Below are 16704 nucleotides of genomic sequence, written 5' to 3' on the forward strand. Positions count from 1 at the left end.
GCGTCGGGGCGACGCAGACGACCGTGTCCTGGAGCGCGAACGGCAACAACGGTCGCCCGATCCAGATGCAGGTCCGCATCGGCGGCGGCGGCTGGGAGAACGTCGGCAACGACGGCTCGCGGACCGTCGGCAACGGCTACGGCCAGTCCATCGAGATCTGCGGCCGGGTGCAGGACACCGAGGGCCAGACGAGCGCGACGCGCTGCGCCACGGCGAACACGGGTCCCGGCCGGAGCCTCAGGCGAACGTGAGCAAGGTGCATCCGTCAACAACAGCCAGTGTGGCGACGGCACGTGCCGGTACTTCCAGGTCACGACGCGCGACTTCCAGGACACCGGCACGCGATTCGTCGAGTGCTGGACCGACCGCAACGGCGCGCACTCGTTCGGTGGTACGACGGAGAACATCCAGGCGAACGGCAGCTTCCAGGTGGGCTGTTACATCGGCTACGGGCGTCCGACCTTCCCCGGTCACAACGTCTGGGTCGTCATCAACGGCAAGGCGTACGCCAAGACTGCTTGGTGACGCCGAGCGTCGGCCGTGCGTCCGTAGACCATCCGAAACAGCAGGAGAGACGAAACGACATGAGCACCATGACCCCCGAGCAGGCCGCCTGGTTCGCTCAGACCTTCGACCGCCTCGTCGGCAACGTCGGCCAGGCCGTGCTGGGCAAGTCGCACGTGGTGCGGCTCGCGCTGACGTGCATGCTGTCCGAGGGCCACCTGCTGCTCGAGGACGCGCCGGGCACGGGCAAGACGTCGCTCGCCCGCGCGATCGCGGCGAGCGTCCAGGGCACGCAGAACCGCATCCAGTTCACGCCGGACCTGCTGCCCTCCGACGTCACGGGCGTGACGATCTACGACCAGAAGAGCGGGAAGTTCGACTTCCACCCGGGCCCGATCTTCGCGTCGATCGTGCTCGCGGACGAGATCAACCGTGCGTCGCCGAAGACGCAGTCCGCCCTGCTCGAGGTGATGGAGGAGGGGCAGGTCACGGTGGACGGCGTCGGGCACGACGTCGGTCGTCCGTTCATGGTCATCGCGACCCAGAACCCGATCGAGCAGGCCGGCACGTACCGCCTGCCGGAGGCGCAGCTCGACCGCTTCCTCATGAAGTCGTCGATCGGCTACCCCGACCACGCGTCGACGGTCGAGATCCTCTCGGGGGCGTCGGTGCGCGACCGCAGCAAGGCCCTGCAGCCGCTCATCACGACGCAGGCCGTCACGGAGATGGCCGAGCTCGCGGCGACGGTGCACGTCGACGGCGCGGTGCTCGAGTACATCTCCCGGCTGGCGGAGGAGACGCGCAACGTGGCCGAGGTGCGCGTCGGCGTCTCCGTCCGCGGCGCGCTCGCGCTCGTGCGCTGCACCAAGGTGTGGGCCGCCGCGCACGGGCGCAACTACGTGCTGCCCGACGACGTCAAGGAGCTCGCGCAGCCCGTGTGGGCGCACCGCTTCGTCCTCGACCCCGAGGCGGAGTTCGCCGGCGCGACGAACGAGGGCGTCCTCGCGCGCCTGCTCGCGGACGTCGCCGCGCCGCAGGAGCGCCGCAGCGCCTGAGCCGCCGAGCACCGCAGCCCAATCTCGCGCCACCCCGCACCACGACCCGCACCGAGAGCAGGACCATGACCGAGCACCGACCCCGACCTCGCGGCGCGGCCGCCGGCACAACGCCGACGACCGCGCTCGCCGGGCTCCTGCGTCCGCTCGCGTCGGGCGGCGCACGCGTGCTCGCGCCGGTCGCCCGGGCACTCGGACCGGTCGGCCGGGCGCTCGAACCGGCACGCCGCGCAGCCGGGCCCGTCACGTCGGCCGTGAGCCCGTTCGGCTGGGCGGCGCTCGTCGCCGCGGTCGGCGCGTGGTGGGCCGGGCTGGCGCTCTCCTGGCTCGAGCTCGTCGTCGTCGCGATCCTCCTCACCGTCGCGCTGCTCGCGGCCGTGGCGTTCGTCCTCGGACGGATCCGCTACGCCGTCGTGCTCGACCTCGCGCAGCGGCGCGTGACCGTCGGCGACCGCGCCGTCGGGCGCCTGGACGTGCGGAACGACTCCGGGCGCGCCCTGCTGCCGTCCGTCATGGAGCTGCCCGTGGGGCAGGGGATGGCGAGCTTCCCCGTCCCGCGCCTGCGTCCGGGCGCGAACCACGAGGAGATCTTCACCGTGCCGACGCACCGGCGGTCCGTCATCTCGGTGGGCCCGGTGCGCTCCGTGCGCGCCGACCCGCTCGGCCTGCTGCGCCGCGAGGTCGTGTGGACCGAGCCGGAGGAGCTGTTCGTCCACCCGCGCGTGAAGAACCTCGCCGGGTCCTCGACCGGGTTCCTCAAGGACCTCGAGGGTCGCGTGACGACGGACATCTCGAACTCCGACGTGTCGTTCCACGCGCTGCGGGACTACGTCCCGGGCGACGACCGCCGCCACATCCACTGGAAGACGACGGCGCGCACCGGCCAGCTCATGGTGCGCCAGTTCGAGGAGACCCGGCGCTCGCACCTCGCCGTGCTGCTGTCCACGCGCGCGGAGGACTACGCGCACGACGACGAGTTCGAGCTCGCCGTGAGCGTGTGCGGATCCCTCGGCCTCCAGGCCATCAAGGAGGACCGCGGCGTCACGGTCCTCGTCAACGACGGCACCCTCCGCGGCGACCACCGCACGCGGCTGCTCGACGACCTGTCGCGCGTCGGCACGAGCACCCGGCGCTCGACGCTCGTCGACGTCGCCCGCGTGGCCGGCACGACGATCGCGGACGCGTCCGTCGTCGCGTTCGTCGTCGGCTCGCGCGTCACCCCGACCGAGCTGCGCGCCGCCTCGGCCCGCCTGCCCCAGGACGTGCGCGTCATGGCGATCCAGTGCGCCCCCGGCGCCTCGCTGAGCCGGCACGCGATCGCGGAGCTCGTCGTGCTGACGATCGGGGAGCTCGGCGAGCTGCCGGCCGCCCTGCGGAGGCTCCAGGACTGATGAGCGCACCCACCAGCACCACGACGCGCGGCTCGCGCCGCGTCGCCCCGGGGACCGCGGGCGCCCCCGGCTCCACGTCCGGCACGTCCCGGCGCGGCACCACGCGCCGCCGCGGCGCCGACACGCCCCGCGCTCTGACCGCCCTCGGCGCAGTCGACGCCCTCGCGCTCGTCGTGCTGCTCGGCGCGACAATCGTGGGGTTCGGCCCCGTCTGGGGCTCCTCCGGCTACCTCGTGCCCGCCGTCGGCGGAGCCGTCGTCGGCCTCGGCGTCGCGTGGCTCGGCGCCTGGCGCCGCTGGCCCGCCGTCACGGTCCTCGCCGTCGCCGTGCTCGCGTACGTCCTGCTCGGCGGGGCGCTCGCCCTCCCGGCGGACGCGATCGGCGGGGTGCTGCCCTCGCTCGCCACGGTCCAGGACCTGCTGCTCGGGGCGGTGACGGGCTGGAAGGCGTTCGTCACGACCGTCCCGCCGCTGCACTCCTTCCCCGACCTCGCCGTCGTGCCGTACCTGCTCATGCTCGTGACGGCCCTCGTCTCGGGCTCGGTCGCGTGGCGGGCGCGCCGCGGCGCGTGGGCGCTGGCGCCCGTCGTCGTCGCGTTCGTCGCCGTGATCCTGCTCGGGACGGTCATCGCGGCGTACCCCGTGGTGCAGGGTCTCGTCCTGGCCGCCGTGGGGCTGCTGTGGGCGGGCTGGCGCGTGACGGCCGCCCGGCTCGGGGCGCACCAGGTCACGACCGAGGCGAGCCGCGCGGCCACGCGCCGTCTGTGGTGGCACCGCGTCCGCGCGGGCGCGGCGATGCTCGCGGTGGGCGGCGTCGCCGCGGCGTTCGGCGGGCCGGCGCTCCTGCCGGACGAACCCCGCACCGTGCTGCGCGAGACCGTCGTGCCCCCGCTCGACCTGCACGAGTACGTCAGCCCGCTCACCGGGTTCCGCAAGTACGCCAAGGACCTCGAGGACGCCGAGCTCTTCACCGTCCGCGGCCTGCCGCCCGGCGCGAAGGTCCGCCTCGCGACGCTCGACGCGTACGACGGCGTCGTCTACGACGCCTCCAGCGGCCTCCCGGGGTCGGGCGTCTACACGCGCGCGGGGGAGGAGATCGCGACCGTCGCGCCCGGCACGGCCGTGACCCTCGACGTCCAGGTGGGCGACTACGCGGGCGTGTGGGTCCCCGACACCGGGTCCCTCTCCGGCATCACGTTCACCGGCGACCGGGCGCGCGAGCTCGCGGACAGCACCTACTACAACGCCACGACGGGCACCGCGCTCGCCGCCGCCGGCCTGCGACCGGGGGACACGTACACGCTCGACGCCCGTGTCACGCCCGAGCCCACGGAGGAGGACCTGCGCGCGGGCGCGATCGACGACGTCACGCTCCCGCCGACGCCGAAGGGCGTCCTGCCCGCGGCGCTCGCCGGCAAGGCCGCCCAGTTCATGGGCGAGGAGACCGACCCGGTGAAGCAGCTCTTCGCGCTGCGCGACGGCCTGGTGGCGAGCGGCGTGTTCTCGAGCGGGCTGGAGAACCAGCCGCCGTCGCGGCCGGGGCACTCCGCGGAGCGTATCGACACGCTGCTCGCGACGAGGAGATGGTCGGCGACGACGAGCAGTTCGCGGTCGCGCTCGCGCTCATGGCCAACCAGGCCGGCATCCCGGCACGCGTCGTCATGGGCTTCTACCCCGACGAGGACAGCCCGCTCGAGCCGGGCGAGCCGTTCACCGCCACGGGCGGCGACGTCCACGCGTGGGCCGAGGTCCCGTTCGTCGGCCACGGCTGGGTGCCGATCCCCGCGATCCCCGACGAGGACAACAAGATCCAGCCGGAGCCCAAGAGCCTCCAGGTGCCGAAGCCGCCGATCCTCGAGGACCCCGAGCCCCCGGAGGAGCCCGCGGAGGCCGAGGCCGGGAAGATCGACGACGAGGACAAGGAGAAGGCGGAGAGCGACGGCTTCGACTGGGGGACCGTCGCCCTCGTCGGCGCCGCCGTCGTCGTCCCGCTCGTGCTGCTCACGATCCCCGTGGTGCTCGTGCTCGGCTACAAGGCCCGGCGCCGGACGCGCCGCCGGTCCGCCGAGCGCCCGGCGGACCGGGTCAGCGGCGGCTGGCGCGAGGTGCTCGACGCCGCGACCGACCTCGGCACGCCCGTCCCGGCGGGCGCGACCCGGCGCGAGGGCGCCGGGGTCATCGCGACGACGTTCGGCGCGACGTCGACGATCCCGCTCGCGCACCGCGCCGACGCGACCGTCTTCGGCGCCACCGAGCCGAGCGACCGGGAGATCGAGGCCTTCTGGGCCGACGTCGACGCGCTCGTCGGCGGGCTACGCTCCTCCGTGAACAGGCGCGCCCGGGTCCGTGCGGCGCTCTCCCTGCGCTCGGTGCGGTCGGCGCGGTCCGGTGGGCCGGCGACGCCGTGGTGGCGCCGGGTGCCGTGGCCCCGGCGCGACGCGACGGCGCGGGAGCGAGGAGCGGGACGATGACGGACGTGACCTGCCGGGCGTGCGGGTCGGCGCAGCCGGACGGCGCGGCGTTCTGCGCCGTGTGCGGGCAGCCGTTCACGCGCTCGGGCGGGCCGGCCGGCCCGGTGCCGGGGCCGCCACCGACGGCCGCGCCGCGCAGCACGCCGCCGGACACGACCACCGAGCCCGAGGTCTACGCCGCGACCCAGAGGGCGGCACTGCCGGCCCCGGTCGGGAGTGCGCCGGCGCTCGCCGCGGCAGCGACCGCCGGTCTCGGACGGCGCGTCCTCGCCTACGTCGTCGACGCCGCCGTGCCCGGTCTCCTGGTCCTCGCGGTCGTCCTCGTCGGGCTCGCGACCACCGGCGCCCCGCTGCTCGGCGGCGCGCGCGAGGTCACGGCCGCGGAGGCGTCCGCCCTGCTGGGGCGCACGGCCGTCGTCTACGGCGTCGCCGCGCGCGTCGCTCTCGCGTGGTGGGTCGCGACCTGGGCCTGGGAAGGGTCCACCGGGAAGACGCTCGGGAACCTCGCGACGGGCATCCGCACGGTCGACGCGCAGTCCCGCGCGCCGATCGGGTTCGGCCGGGCGCTCGTGCGCTGGCTCGTCGTCGGGGCCGGCGCGCTCGTGCTGCTCGTCGGGCAGTGGGTCGTCGTCGTGAGCCCCGCCTTCGACTCCTCCGGCCGACGCCAGGGCTGGCAGGACAAGGCCGCACGGGCCGTGGTCGTGGACGCCCGCCGCGTGCCGCCGCCGCCCGCGGCCCCGCCGAGCCCGCGCGCGGCGGCGCCGGCAGACCCGTGGGCGTTCCCCGCGGCCGCAGCACGGCCCGCCGCACCGTCCACGTCAGAGGGACTCATCACCGGCGTGCCCGGCAGGGGCGCACCCGCTTCGGCCCCCTCGCCGCCCGCGGCTCCCGCTGTGCCCGCTGTGCCCGCCGCTCCCGCGCTGCCGGACCTCGCGCTCCCGGCCGCGGAGCCCGCGGACCTGGACGCGGAGTGGGACAGCACGCGCCTCAGCGTCGCCGACGTGCGCGCGATGGACCCGGCGCCGGTCGTCCCCGTGGTGCTCGAGCTCGAGTCGGGCGAGCGGCACGTCGTCGACGGGAGGGCGCTGCTCGGGCGCGACCCCCAGGCCTCGGACGGCGAGGCGCCGATCCTCGTCGCGGTCGCGGACCGGTCCGTGTCGAAGACGCACGCCGAGCTCGGCGTGGACCCGGGCGGGCTGTGGATCGTCGACCGCGGCTCGACCAACGGCACGGTCGTCTCCGTGCCGGGCGCGCCCCCACGGCTGGCCGACCCCGGCGCGCGGGTGCGCGTCCCGGTCGGCGCGACGATCCACGTCGCGACCGGCGTCTGCTCGTGCACCCGGGGCCCGCATGAGCCCGGAGACCGAGGTCCACCTCGCCTGGGGCGCCGCATCGCACCGCGGCGCCCGGCGCCTGCTCAACGAGGACCGCTTCCTCGTCTCACGGTCCGTGTTCCTCGTCGCCGACGGGATGGGCGGGCACGAGGCCGGCGAGGTCGCGAGCGCGACCGCCGTCGACGCGATGCGTCCGCTGGCCGAGCTCGACGTCGTGACGCCCGAGGACGTGCGCGAGCGCCTGGCGGTCGCCCAGGAGGAGGTGCGTGCCATCGTCACCGAGCCCGGTCGCGGCGGGGCGGGCACCACGCTGAGCGGCGTCGCGGTCGCCGCGCAGGACGGGAACCCGTACTGGCTCGTCGTCACGTCGGCGACTCGCGCACCTACCACCTGTCCGCGGGACGCCTCGACCAGGTCAGCGTGGACCACTCCGAGGTCCAGGAGATGGTCGACGCCGGGCTGCTCACGCCCGGGGAGGCCCTCACGCACCCGCGCCGGCACGTCGTGACGCGCGCCCTGGGCTCGCGCACCGCGCCCCGGCCCGACTTCTGGTACGTCCCGATCACGCAGCACGACCGGGTGCTCGTCTGCTCGGACGGCCTCACGGGCGAGCTGTCCGACGAGCGCATCACCGAGCTCCTCCTGGAGAACCCGGACCCGCAGCGCGGCGGAACGCCTGGTCCACGAGGCCATCGTGGCCGGTGGGCGGGATAACATCACGGTCGTCGTCGTCGACGCGACGGGGGTGTCCGACGACACGAGCGGGGGCAGCACCGCGCCGCGCGACCGCGGGTCGGCGCCGGACCGCGCGGTCGGTGACGACACGCTGCCGAGGGAGATTCGTCTGCAGAGGGGGGACCCGACGTGACGCTGCGGTACGCCGCGGGGCGCGCGCGCCCTGGTCCGGGGCGGGGCCGTCGTGCTCCTGCCCGCGCCGGTCGAGCCCGCGCTCGTGGAGCAGGTCTGGGACCAGCTCGGCACCGACGCGGGGGTCGTGGAGGTCCTCCAGGTCCTCACGGGCGCGTTCGGTTCGAGCCTGCGGACGCTGCCGCCGTTCGCCGTCGTGGTGGTGTCCGACGGGCGCACGCACGTCGCGGTCCGCGGCGACCTCTCCGTGTCCCTCGTGCTCGGCGGCGCCGAGCGCGTCGACGTCGACGGGAGCGCCGTGACGACGTGGTCCGAGCGCGTCGTCGAGGACGTCGCGGAGGTCCTCGTCCGGACCGGCGCGCGTCCCGCGCCGGCGGGCGGGGTCCTGCTCGACCCCGCCGCGTCCTGGCCCCTCGCCGCGGGCGTCGTGCTCGCGGACGCCGTCGCGTGGCGGCCCACCGTGCGCACGGCGGGCCACGAGCAGCCCGTGGGCGGCGCGACGCTCCGGGCGCCCGAGGAGACGATCGCGCCCGAGGTCACCACCGGCGCGGTCGAGGCGCCGGCCGGTCCGCCCCACGCCGGGCCTGCGAGCGGCGAGGCCCCCGCACCGACCCGGAGCCGCCCGTCGAGGCCGACCCGCTCGACGACTACGGCCACCTGTGGGGCTCGACCGTGCTGCGCACCGTCGAGGACGCCGCGGTCCGGGTCGACGCCGAGGACGGCGACGCGCCCGGCACCGACTCCTCGACCGGCGACGAACCGCCGGTGTCGCCCGCACCGGCCGCCGGGGACGACCCGGCGCCCCGGCCCGCTGCGGTCCCGCCGCCTCCGCCGTCGGACGCGGTGCCCGCCGCCGAGCCACCCGTGAGCGCCGCGACGGTGCCCCCGCCGCCCGAGGGCCTCATCGCGGGGGTGCCCCGCGAATGGACCGGCGCGTCGCCCGCCGCCGCGCACGTGCGCGACGTCGGGCCCGACGACGTCCCGGGCGCGGACGCGGAGCCGGCCCCGGGCCCGACCGGGCCGGACCACGACGGCCACACGGTCCTGTCGTCGGCGATCGCCGAGCTGCGCGCCGCGGCCGGCCGCGCGGACGCGCCGTCGGACCCGGCCCCCGCGCCCGTGCCGTCCTTCGGGGCGCCGCCCGCACCCGGGCAGCAGCAGATCCTCGCGCGCACGTGCCCGCAGGGGCACGCGAACCCGCCCTCGCGCGAGACGTGCGCGCTGTGCGGCGCGACGCTGGAGGGCGACGCCGCCCTCGCGGTGCGCCCGCCGCTCGGCCGGGTGGTGCTCTCCACCGGGCAGGGCGTCGAGCTCGACCGCGGGGTCGTCGTCGGGCGCCGCCCGCGCACCCCGCGCACCCAGGCCGGCGACCTCCCGCGGCTGGTCACCGTGCCGAGCCCGCAGCAGGACATCTCGCGCTCGCACGTCGAGATCACGCTCGAGGGCTGGCACGTCCTCGTGAGCGACATGGCGACGACGAACGGGACCACGCTGCTGCGCGCCGGGCAGCCCCCGCGCCGGCTGCACCCGTCGGAGCCCGTGCTGGTCGTCGACGGCGACGTCGCCGACCTCGGGGACGGCGTGACCCTGACGTTCGAGGGCATCCGGTGAGCACGAAGCGCGCACCCTCCCCGCCCCCGGAGATCCACGGCTTCGAGTACGTCTCGCTCATCGGCTCGGGCGGCTTCTCCGACGTCTTCCTCTACCAGCAGCAGCGCCCCCGCCGCCGGGTCGCCGTCAAGGTCCTGCTCCACGAGTGGTCGAGCCCGTCGCAGCGCGCCGCGTTCGACGCCGAGGCCGACCTCATGGCGACGCTGTCCACCCACCCGTCGATCGTCACGATGTACGAGGCGGACGTCGCCGACGACGGCCGCCCGTACCTCGCGATGGAGTACTGCTCGCGCCCGAACCTCGGGGCGCGGTACCGCTCCGAGCGTCTGTCGGTCGCCGAGGCGCTGCGCATCGCCGTGCAGGTCGCGGGCGCGGTCGAGACGGCGCACCGCGCCGGCATCCTGCACCGCGACATCAAGCCCGCGAACATCCTCGTCACCGAGTACGGGCACCCCGCGCTCACCGACTTCGGCATCTCCTCGACGGTCGACGACGCGGCGCGCGCCGAGGGCATGTCGATCCCGTGGTCGCCGCCCGAGTCGTTCGCCGAGCCGCCGCGCAGCGGCATCGCGACGGACGTCTGGGCGCTCGCCGCCACCACGTACACGCTGCTCGCGGGCCGCTCCCCGTTCGAGGTCCCGGGCGGGTCGAACACCAGCGCCGACCTCGTCGCGCGCGTCGAGTCGTCGCCCCTGCCGCCCACCGGCGCTCGGACGTGCCGCCCTCGCTCGAGCGCGTGCTCGCGACGGCGATGGCCAAGAGCCCCGCGTCGCGCTACCCGACGGTGCTCGCGTTCGCGCGCGCCCTCCAGCAGGTGCAGAACGAGCTGTCGCTCGCGGTGACGCCGATCGACCTCCTCGACGACACCGGTCACGTCCACGAGGAGGAGCCCGACGACGACGCCGGGACGCGCCTGCGCCAAGTCGTCTCGATCGACCCGGCCGGACCGGCGACCACGCCTCCGGGCGGGCCGGCGTACCCGCCGCACCTCGCGCCCGCGCCGCCGGCGGCGACCGCCGGGACGAGCACGGGCACGGCGCCGGGCGCGCACGACGGGACGAGCGGGCTCCACGGGACGACGGGGACGCGCCCGACGTCCGGGGTCGGCCCAAGCGCGCCCCTGTCGGGTGACGGGACCGCCGGCGCCGCGGCCGCGTCGTCGGTCACGGCGCCGCCCCCGGCAGCCCGGCCGACGTGGGGCGCGGCCCCGGTCGAGGACACCGTGCACCGCGCGGCCCCGGCCCCGACGCGGGACGACGAGCCGGCCCAGGAGCGTGCGGGCGGGGGACGGGCCAGGTGGGCCGTGCTCTCGGGCGTCCTCGTCCTGGCCGTCGCGGGCGCGGGCGTCCTCGCGCTCGTGCGCGGCGGCGACGACGACGCGGCGGAGGCCGACCCGACGCCGACGAGCGACCGGACGTTCACGCCGTCGGACAACCTCGGGGCGCTCGTGCCCCCGGTGAACGACCTGACCGGTGCGTACGACGCGGCGCAGGGCGCAGTCGTCTTCACCTGGGCGTACGACAGCCCGGACGCGCAGGAGGGCGACACGTTCGGCTGGAAGAAGCTCGACCTCGTGGGTGACGCCGGCACGCAGCCGACGACCGAGCCCACGGCCGTGGTCCCGGCCGAGCCCGGCGAGCAGGTGTGCGTCGAGGTGGTCGTCGTCCGCGACGGCCGGGCCTCGGCGACCCCGCAGACCGCGTGCGTGCCGGAGGTGGAGCAGGGATGAGCGAGCTCGCGGTCGAGTTCTGCGGCGAGTGGTTCCGCCCGTCCGCGGACGGCGAGGCGTTCGACGTCGGGCGAGACGGCGACCTGGCGATCGAGGACAACCCGTACCTGCACCGCCGGTTCCTGCGCATCACGCACGAGGACGGGATCTGGTGGCTCGCGAACGTCGGCTCGCTGATCTCGGCGACGGTGTGCGACGCGGGTGGCGGGGTCCAGTCGTGGCTCTCCCCGGGCAACCGGCTCCCGCTCGTCTTCCCGAGCACGTCCATCGTCTTCACGGCCGGGCCCACCACGTACGAGATCACCGCCCGGCTCCGCGGGGCCCCCTACCAGGAGATCCGCTCCGAGGACCCGGACTCGGGCGCCACGACGATCGGCATGATCACGTTCACGACGAGCCAGAAGCAGCTCATCGTCGCGCTCTGCGAGCCGATGCTGCGCCGCGACGGCACGGGCCTGTCCGAGATCCCGTCGTCCGCCGCCGCGGCCGCGCGTCTCGGCTGGGCGACCACGCGATTCAACCGCAAGCTCGACAACGTGTGCGACAAGCTCGACCGCATCGGCGTCAAGGGGCTGCGCGGCGGGGCGGGCGCCCTGGCGACGAACCGCCGCGCGCGGCTCGTCGAGTACGCGGTGGCGTCCCGCCTCGTCACGGGCGCGGACCTGCCGCTGCTCGACCAGGGCGACGAGGCCGAGGCGTGACGCGGACCGTGGCCGCGACCGCGGCGGCGGCCCTGCTGCTCGTCGCGGCGGCCGTCGCCGCGTACGCCGCGGGCGGCGGGTCGCCCGACGTCATCGTCGGCGGCCCCACCACGTCGGCGGCGGTCGTCCCGCTCGCGGTCGGCGCCGCCGCGCTCGCGTTCACCGCGCTCCTGGTCGCCCTCGCGGCCGGGACGCGCGACGCCGACTTCGCGACCTCGCGCGCCGTCGTGTCCGCGTCCGCCGGCGGCGCCGTGGTCGTCGCGGTCGCGGACCTCGCCGTCGTCGTCCTGCTCACCGGGGCCGGGACCGGCGACCCGCTCGACCCGTGGCGCGCGCTCGCCACCGCGCTCGGCACCGCGTACACGTGGCTCGTCGTCGCCGCGGCCGCCGTCCTCGGCGCCGCGTGGGCGCTCGTCGCGCGCCCCGGCCACCACGAACCCCCGCACCCGACCGAGGAGCACGACCGATGCGCCTGAAGGCCACGCTCCACCGCCCCGAGGGCACGCAGGACGACATCGTCGTGACCGCCGACGCGGGCGCGACGATCGGCGAGATCGCGGGCACCATCGCGCGCGTCGACCCCCGCGGCCCCGCCGCGCCCGACCGGCCGCTGACGCTGCTCGCGCAGCTCCCCGGCCAGGAGCGGCCCGCCGCGCTGCCGCCCGACGCGGCGCTCGGCGAGGCCTGGATCGGCTCGGGCGCCGTGGTCGCGGTCGTCGATCGCGAGCTGCCGGGCTTCGACGCCCCGCGCGCGGGCCACGTGCGCGCCGCCGTGCGGGTCGAGGGCCAGCCGGTGCACGAGCTGTCCGAGGGCAGCTACGTCGTCGGGCGCTCGCCCGAGTGCGACGTCGTCCTCGACGACCCGCTCGTGTCGAAGCGGCACCTGCGCGTCGACGTCGGCGACACCGTCGACGTCGTGGACCTCGGCTCGGCGAACGGACTCGTGGTCGACGGCGGGCACGTGTCCCGCGTCCGGGTCGAGGGGCGCAGCGGGTGCTCGTCGGCGACACGACGCTCGTCGTCGAGCGGCGTGCCAACGGGCAGCTGACCGGCGTCGCGCCGAAGGCCGGGCCGGTGCCGTTCACGCGCTCGCCGCGCGTCGAGGAGCGCTACCGCGGGCAGGAGTTCGAGTCGCCCGAGGTCCCGACCGAGACCGACCCCACCGAGTTCCCGTACATCGCGCTCCTCGCGCCCGTCCTCATGGGCGCCGGGCTCTTCGCCCTCACCCAGCGCCCGACGTCGCTGCTGTTCGTCCTGCTCGCGCCGCTCATGCTCGTCGGCAACTACCTCACGCAGGGCCGGCGCGAGAAGAAGCGCCGCGAGCGCGACGTGCGCCGGTTCGACGAGCGGCTCGACGCGCTGCGCACCGCGCTCGCGGGGGAGGACGAGAAGGAACGCTCCGTGCGCCTGCGCGAGGCGCCCGCGACCCAGCACGTGTTCGCGGAGGCGATGCGGCACGGCCCCCTGCTGTGGACGCGCCGCCCGGAGCACTGGAGCTTCCTCAACGTGCGTCTCGGCCTCGGCACCATGCCGTCGCGCAACACGGTCAAGCGCACCGGCAAGGGCGCGATGCTCCCGCAGTACGCCGAACGCCTCGACGAGGTCGTCGAGCGCCACGCGCACGTGAGCGGCGTGCCCGTCGTCGAGAACCTGTACGACGCCGGCGCGCTCGGCTTCGCGGGGCCGCCGGCCGACGTCGTCAAGCCGCTCGACGCGGTGCTGCTGCAGCTGACCGCGCTGCACTCGCCCGCGGAGCTCGCCGTCGCCGCGATCGTCGGCCCCGCGTGGGCCGCGCCGATGCGCTGGCTCACCTGGCTCCCGCACACGTCGTCGCCGCACAGCCCGATCGAGGGCACCCACCTCGCCGACTCGGCGAGCTCGGGGGCGACGCTGCTCGCCCAGCTGGAGGAGCTCGTCACGTCCCGCCTGCGCGCGCGCAAGACGCAGCGGCGCGGGGCGGTCGACACCGACGACGCGGCGCTCGAGCGCGGCGCGAGCGTCGGGGACTCGTCGGCCACCGAGAGCGGCACGCGCTCGCCCGTGCCGGCCGTCGTCGTGCTGGTGTCGCACGACACCGACGTCGACCGGTCCCGCCTGATCCAGCTCGCCGAGCTCGGCCCGGACGCGGGCGTGTACGTCCTGTGGGTCGCGGCCGACGCCGCGGGGCTGCCCGCCGCGTGCCGCACCTTCGTCACGATCGACGCCGAGCACGGACCGCGGGTCGCATGGTCCGCCTCGGGGCGTGGGTGGACGACGTCCGGCTCGAGGAGGTCGAGACCCGGCAGGCGCTCGAGTTCGGCCGCCGCCTCGCGCCCGTGTTCGACGCCGGCGCGATCATCGAGGACGCGTCCGACATCCCCCGCACCGTGCCGATGCCGGCGCTGCTCGGGCACGACCTGTTCGAGTCGCCCGACGCCGTCGTCGACCGCTGGCGCCAGAACGAGTCCATCGCCGTCCGCCAGGGGCCGGCGTCCGCGCGCCGGCGCGCCGGGTCGCTGCGCGCGGCCGTCGGGTCGGCGGGCGTCGACGCCGTGCACCTCGACCTGCGCTCGCAGGGGCCGCACGCGCTCGTCGGCGGCACCACCGGCGCCGGGAAGTCGGAGTTCCTCCAGGCGTGGGTGCTCGGCATGGCCGCCGAGTACAGCCCCGACCGCGTGACGTTCCTCTTCGTCGACTACAAGGGCGGGTCCGCCTTCGCGGACTGCGTCGAGCTCCCGCACTGCGTGGGTCTCGTGACCGACCTGTCGCCGCACCTGGTGATCCGCGCGCTGACGTCGCTGCGCGCGGAGCTGCACCACCGCGAGCGCCTGTTCAACCGCAAGAAGGCGAAGGACATCCTCGAGCTCGAGAAGCGGGGCGACCCGGACTGCCCCCCGGCGCTCGTCATCGTCATCGATGAGTTCGCCGCGCTCGTGGGCGACGTGCCCGAGTTCGTCGACGGCGTCGTCGACGTCGCGCAGCGCGGTCGCTCGCTCGGCATCCACCTCGTCATGGCCACGCAGCGCCCGGCGGGCGTGATCAAGGACAACCTGCGGGCCAACACGAACCTGCGCGTCGCGCTGCGGATGGCCGACGAGTCCGACTCGGCCGACGTCGTCGACGTCAAGGACGCCGCGCACTTCGACCCGTCGATCCCGGGACGCGGGCTCGTCAAGACGGGGCCGGGCCGCGTGCAGACGTTCCAGTCCGCGTACGCGGGCGGGTGGACGACGCGCGCGCCGCAGCGCACGTCGATCGAGGTCGCCGAGCTGCGGTTCGGCGGCGAGGTGCGCTGGGAGGCGCCGGCCGACGACGTGCCGGTCCCGGAGGGCGACCTCGGCCCGAACGACCAGCAACGGCTCGTCGCGACGATCACGCGGGCCTTCCACGCCGCGGCGGTCCCGCACCCGCGCCGGCCGTGGCTCGACTCGCTCGCCGACGTCTACGACCTGACGCGCCTGCGCCAGCGCACCGACGCCGAGCTGCTGCTCGGGGTGGCCGACCTGCCGGAGCAGCAGGCGCAGGACCCGGTGTACTTCCTGCCGGACGCCGACGGGCACCTCGGCGTCTACGGCACGGGCGGCGCCGGCAAGAGCACGGCCCTGCGCACGCTCGCCGCCGTCGCGGGCATCACGCCGCGCGGGGGACCGGTGCACGTCTACGCGCTCGACTTCGCGGCCGGCGCGCTCCGGATGCTCGAGAGCCTGCCGCACGTGGGCGCCGTCGTGCGGGGGGACGACACCGAGCGCGTCGTCGGCCTCTTCCGCATGCTGCGCGACGAGCTCGCCCGGCGCGGGGAGGGCTTCGCCGCGGCGTCGGCGTCGAGCGTCACGGAGTACCGGCGCCTCACGGGCCGCCACGAGACCCCGCGCATCCTCCTGCTCGTCGACGGCTTCTCCGGGTTCCGCGACGAGTTCGAGGTCGGGACGGGTCGCGCCGAGTGGTTCGAGGTGTTCCGCGACATCCTCGGCGACGGTCGCCAGCTCGGCATGCACGTGGTCTTCACCGCGGACCGCTCGGGCGCCGTCCCGACGTACGTGCGCTCGCTCGTCCAGCGCAACGTGCTGCTGCGCCTCGCCGACGACGGCTACCTCGCCTTCAACGCGCCGCGCGACGTCGTCACGCCGACGTCGCCCGCCGGCCGCGCGGTGGTCGACGGCCTCGAGGTCCAGCTCGCCGTCATCGGCGGCAGCACGTCGGTTCCGGACCAGGCGGCGGCGACCGAACGACTCGGCGCGTCCATGCGGCGTGCTGGCGTGGCGGACGCACCGCCCGTCCGGACGCTGCCGACCGTCTACGGCGCCGACCGGCTGCCCGACCGGGTCGACGGGCGCCCGGTGCTCGGTCTCGACGACGTCGCCCTCGCGCCGTACCCGTTCGACCCCACGGGCACGCTCCTCGTCGCCGGCCCGCCCGCCTCGGGCCGGTCGAACGCGCTCGTCGCGATCACCTCGGCCGTGCAGCGGGCGAACCCGGACGCGCGCTGCTACCTGCTGGGCCAGGCGCGCTCCGCGATCGCGGGCGCGCTGGCGTGGGAGGACACGGCCGTCGGCGTCGACAAGGTGGTCGCGCTGGCGCAGGACCTGCTCGCCGCGGCCCAGGACCCCGACACGCCGCCCGGCATGGTCGTCGTGGTCGAGGGGATCAACGAGTACCTGCAGACCCCCGCCGACAAGGCGCTGCAGGACCTGACGAAGGCGATCCGCACGAGCGACCACCTCCTGGTCGCCGAGGCCGAGACCGCGGCCTGGTCCTCCACCTGGCCCCTGCTGTCGGAGGTGAAGAACGGCCGGCGCGGGCTGCTGCTGCAGCCCGAGAACCTCGACGGCGACACCATCCTGCGCACGTCGCTCCCGCGCGCCGGCAAGGGCGAGTTCCCGCCCGGCCGCGGGGCGTGGGTCGCGCGCGGTCGGCACGTGCGCCTGCAGCTCCCGCTCGTCCTGGACGCCGGGTGACGCCGGGCGACATGGGGAATGGTCCCCATCGACGTCGCCGGGGGCTCCCGGTAGGTTCTCCGTGGTCGGTCGGCCGTGGGGGCCGGTCAGGGCGAGAGGTGCGGCGAT

Annotated in this window: 13 protein-coding genes and 1 pseudogene; all 14 read left to right on the forward strand. The window is 76.0% G+C overall.

All coding sequences use genetic code 11. The features are described from left to right. Window positions 1-23: 23 nt before the first annotated feature. On the forward strand, window positions 24-251 hold the full coding sequence (locus BJF88_RS19215) for a hypothetical protein (RefSeq protein ID WP_139316074.1): 228 nt from the start codon (window positions 24-26) through the stop codon (window positions 249-251). 333 nt (window positions 252-584) lie between these two features. Continuing rightward, complete coding sequence (locus tag BJF88_RS13165; RefSeq protein ID WP_075829156.1) at window positions 585-1559, forward strand: MoxR family ATPase; 975 nt, start codon at window positions 585-587, stop codon at window positions 1557-1559. Window positions 1560-1624: 65 nt separating this feature from the next. Further along, on the forward strand, window positions 1625-2950 hold the full coding sequence (locus tag BJF88_RS13170) for a DUF58 domain-containing protein (RefSeq protein ID WP_075829157.1): 1326 nt from the start codon (window positions 1625-1627) through the stop codon (window positions 2948-2950). After that, a pseudogene (locus BJF88_RS22295) lies at window positions 2950-4209 on the forward strand (transglutaminaseTgpA domain-containing protein); the annotation flags it as partial. The gene BJF88_RS13170 and the pseudogene BJF88_RS22295, both read left to right, overlap by 1 nt. Window positions 4210-4574: 365 nt before the next feature. Continuing rightward, complete coding sequence (locus BJF88_RS22300; RefSeq protein ID WP_255372027.1) at window positions 4575-5420, forward strand: transglutaminase family protein; 846 nt, start codon at window positions 4575-4577, stop codon at window positions 5418-5420. After that, window positions 5417-7468, forward strand: a complete 2052-nt coding sequence (locus tag BJF88_RS22305) for an RDD family protein (protein WP_255372018.1) — start codon at window positions 5417-5419, stop codon at window positions 7466-7468. The genes BJF88_RS22300 and BJF88_RS22305 overlap by 4 nt, the downstream gene beginning before the upstream one ends. Window positions 7469-7673: 205 nt before the next feature. After that, window positions 7674-8489 (forward strand): hypothetical protein, encoded by an 816-nt coding sequence (locus tag BJF88_RS13195; protein WP_075829162.1) that lies wholly within the window; start codon window positions 7674-7676, stop codon window positions 8487-8489. Next, complete coding sequence (locus BJF88_RS13200; RefSeq protein WP_139316075.1) at window positions 8486-9232, forward strand: FHA domain-containing protein; 747 nt, start codon at window positions 8486-8488, stop codon at window positions 9230-9232. The genes BJF88_RS13195 and BJF88_RS13200 overlap by 4 nt, the downstream gene beginning before the upstream one ends. Further along, a complete protein-coding gene (locus BJF88_RS23730) occupies window positions 9229-10074 on the forward strand; it encodes a serine/threonine-protein kinase (protein WP_369824609.1) in 846 nt (281 codons plus the stop codon). Before BJF88_RS13200 ends, BJF88_RS23730 begins: the two co-directional genes overlap by 4 nt. Beyond that, the gene (locus BJF88_RS23735; RefSeq protein WP_369824610.1) at window positions 9984-10961 is read left to right on the forward strand and encodes a hypothetical protein; all 978 of its coding nucleotides are present in this window, start codon (window positions 9984-9986) and stop codon (window positions 10959-10961) included. Before BJF88_RS23730 ends, BJF88_RS23735 begins: the two co-directional genes overlap by 91 nt. Beyond that, the gene (locus BJF88_RS13210; RefSeq protein WP_075829164.1) at window positions 10958-11662 is read left to right on the forward strand and encodes a hypothetical protein; all 705 of its coding nucleotides are present in this window, start codon (window positions 10958-10960) and stop codon (window positions 11660-11662) included. The genes BJF88_RS23735 and BJF88_RS13210 overlap by 4 nt, the downstream gene beginning before the upstream one ends. Beyond that, a complete protein-coding gene (locus BJF88_RS13215; protein WP_075829165.1) occupies window positions 11659-12138 on the forward strand; it encodes a hypothetical protein in 480 nt (159 codons plus the stop codon). The genes BJF88_RS13210 and BJF88_RS13215 overlap by 4 nt, the downstream gene beginning before the upstream one ends. After that, on the forward strand, window positions 12129-12710 hold the full coding sequence (locus tag BJF88_RS22310) for an FHA domain-containing protein (protein ID WP_255372019.1): 582 nt from the start codon (window positions 12129-12131) through the stop codon (window positions 12708-12710). Before BJF88_RS13215 ends, BJF88_RS22310 begins: the two co-directional genes overlap by 10 nt. Window positions 12711-13977: 1267 nt before the next feature. Beyond that, window positions 13978-16596: an FtsK/SpoIIIE domain-containing protein gene (locus BJF88_RS22315; protein ID WP_255372020.1), complete on the forward strand. Its 2619-nt coding sequence runs from the start codon at window positions 13978-13980 to the stop codon at window positions 16594-16596. The last annotated feature ends 108 nt before the right edge of the window (window positions 16597-16704 follow it).

It is taken from the genome of Cellulosimicrobium sp. CUA-896, assembly GCF_001942335.1.
Classification (GTDB): Bacteria; Actinomycetota; Actinomycetes; order Actinomycetales; family Cellulomonadaceae; genus Cellulosimicrobium.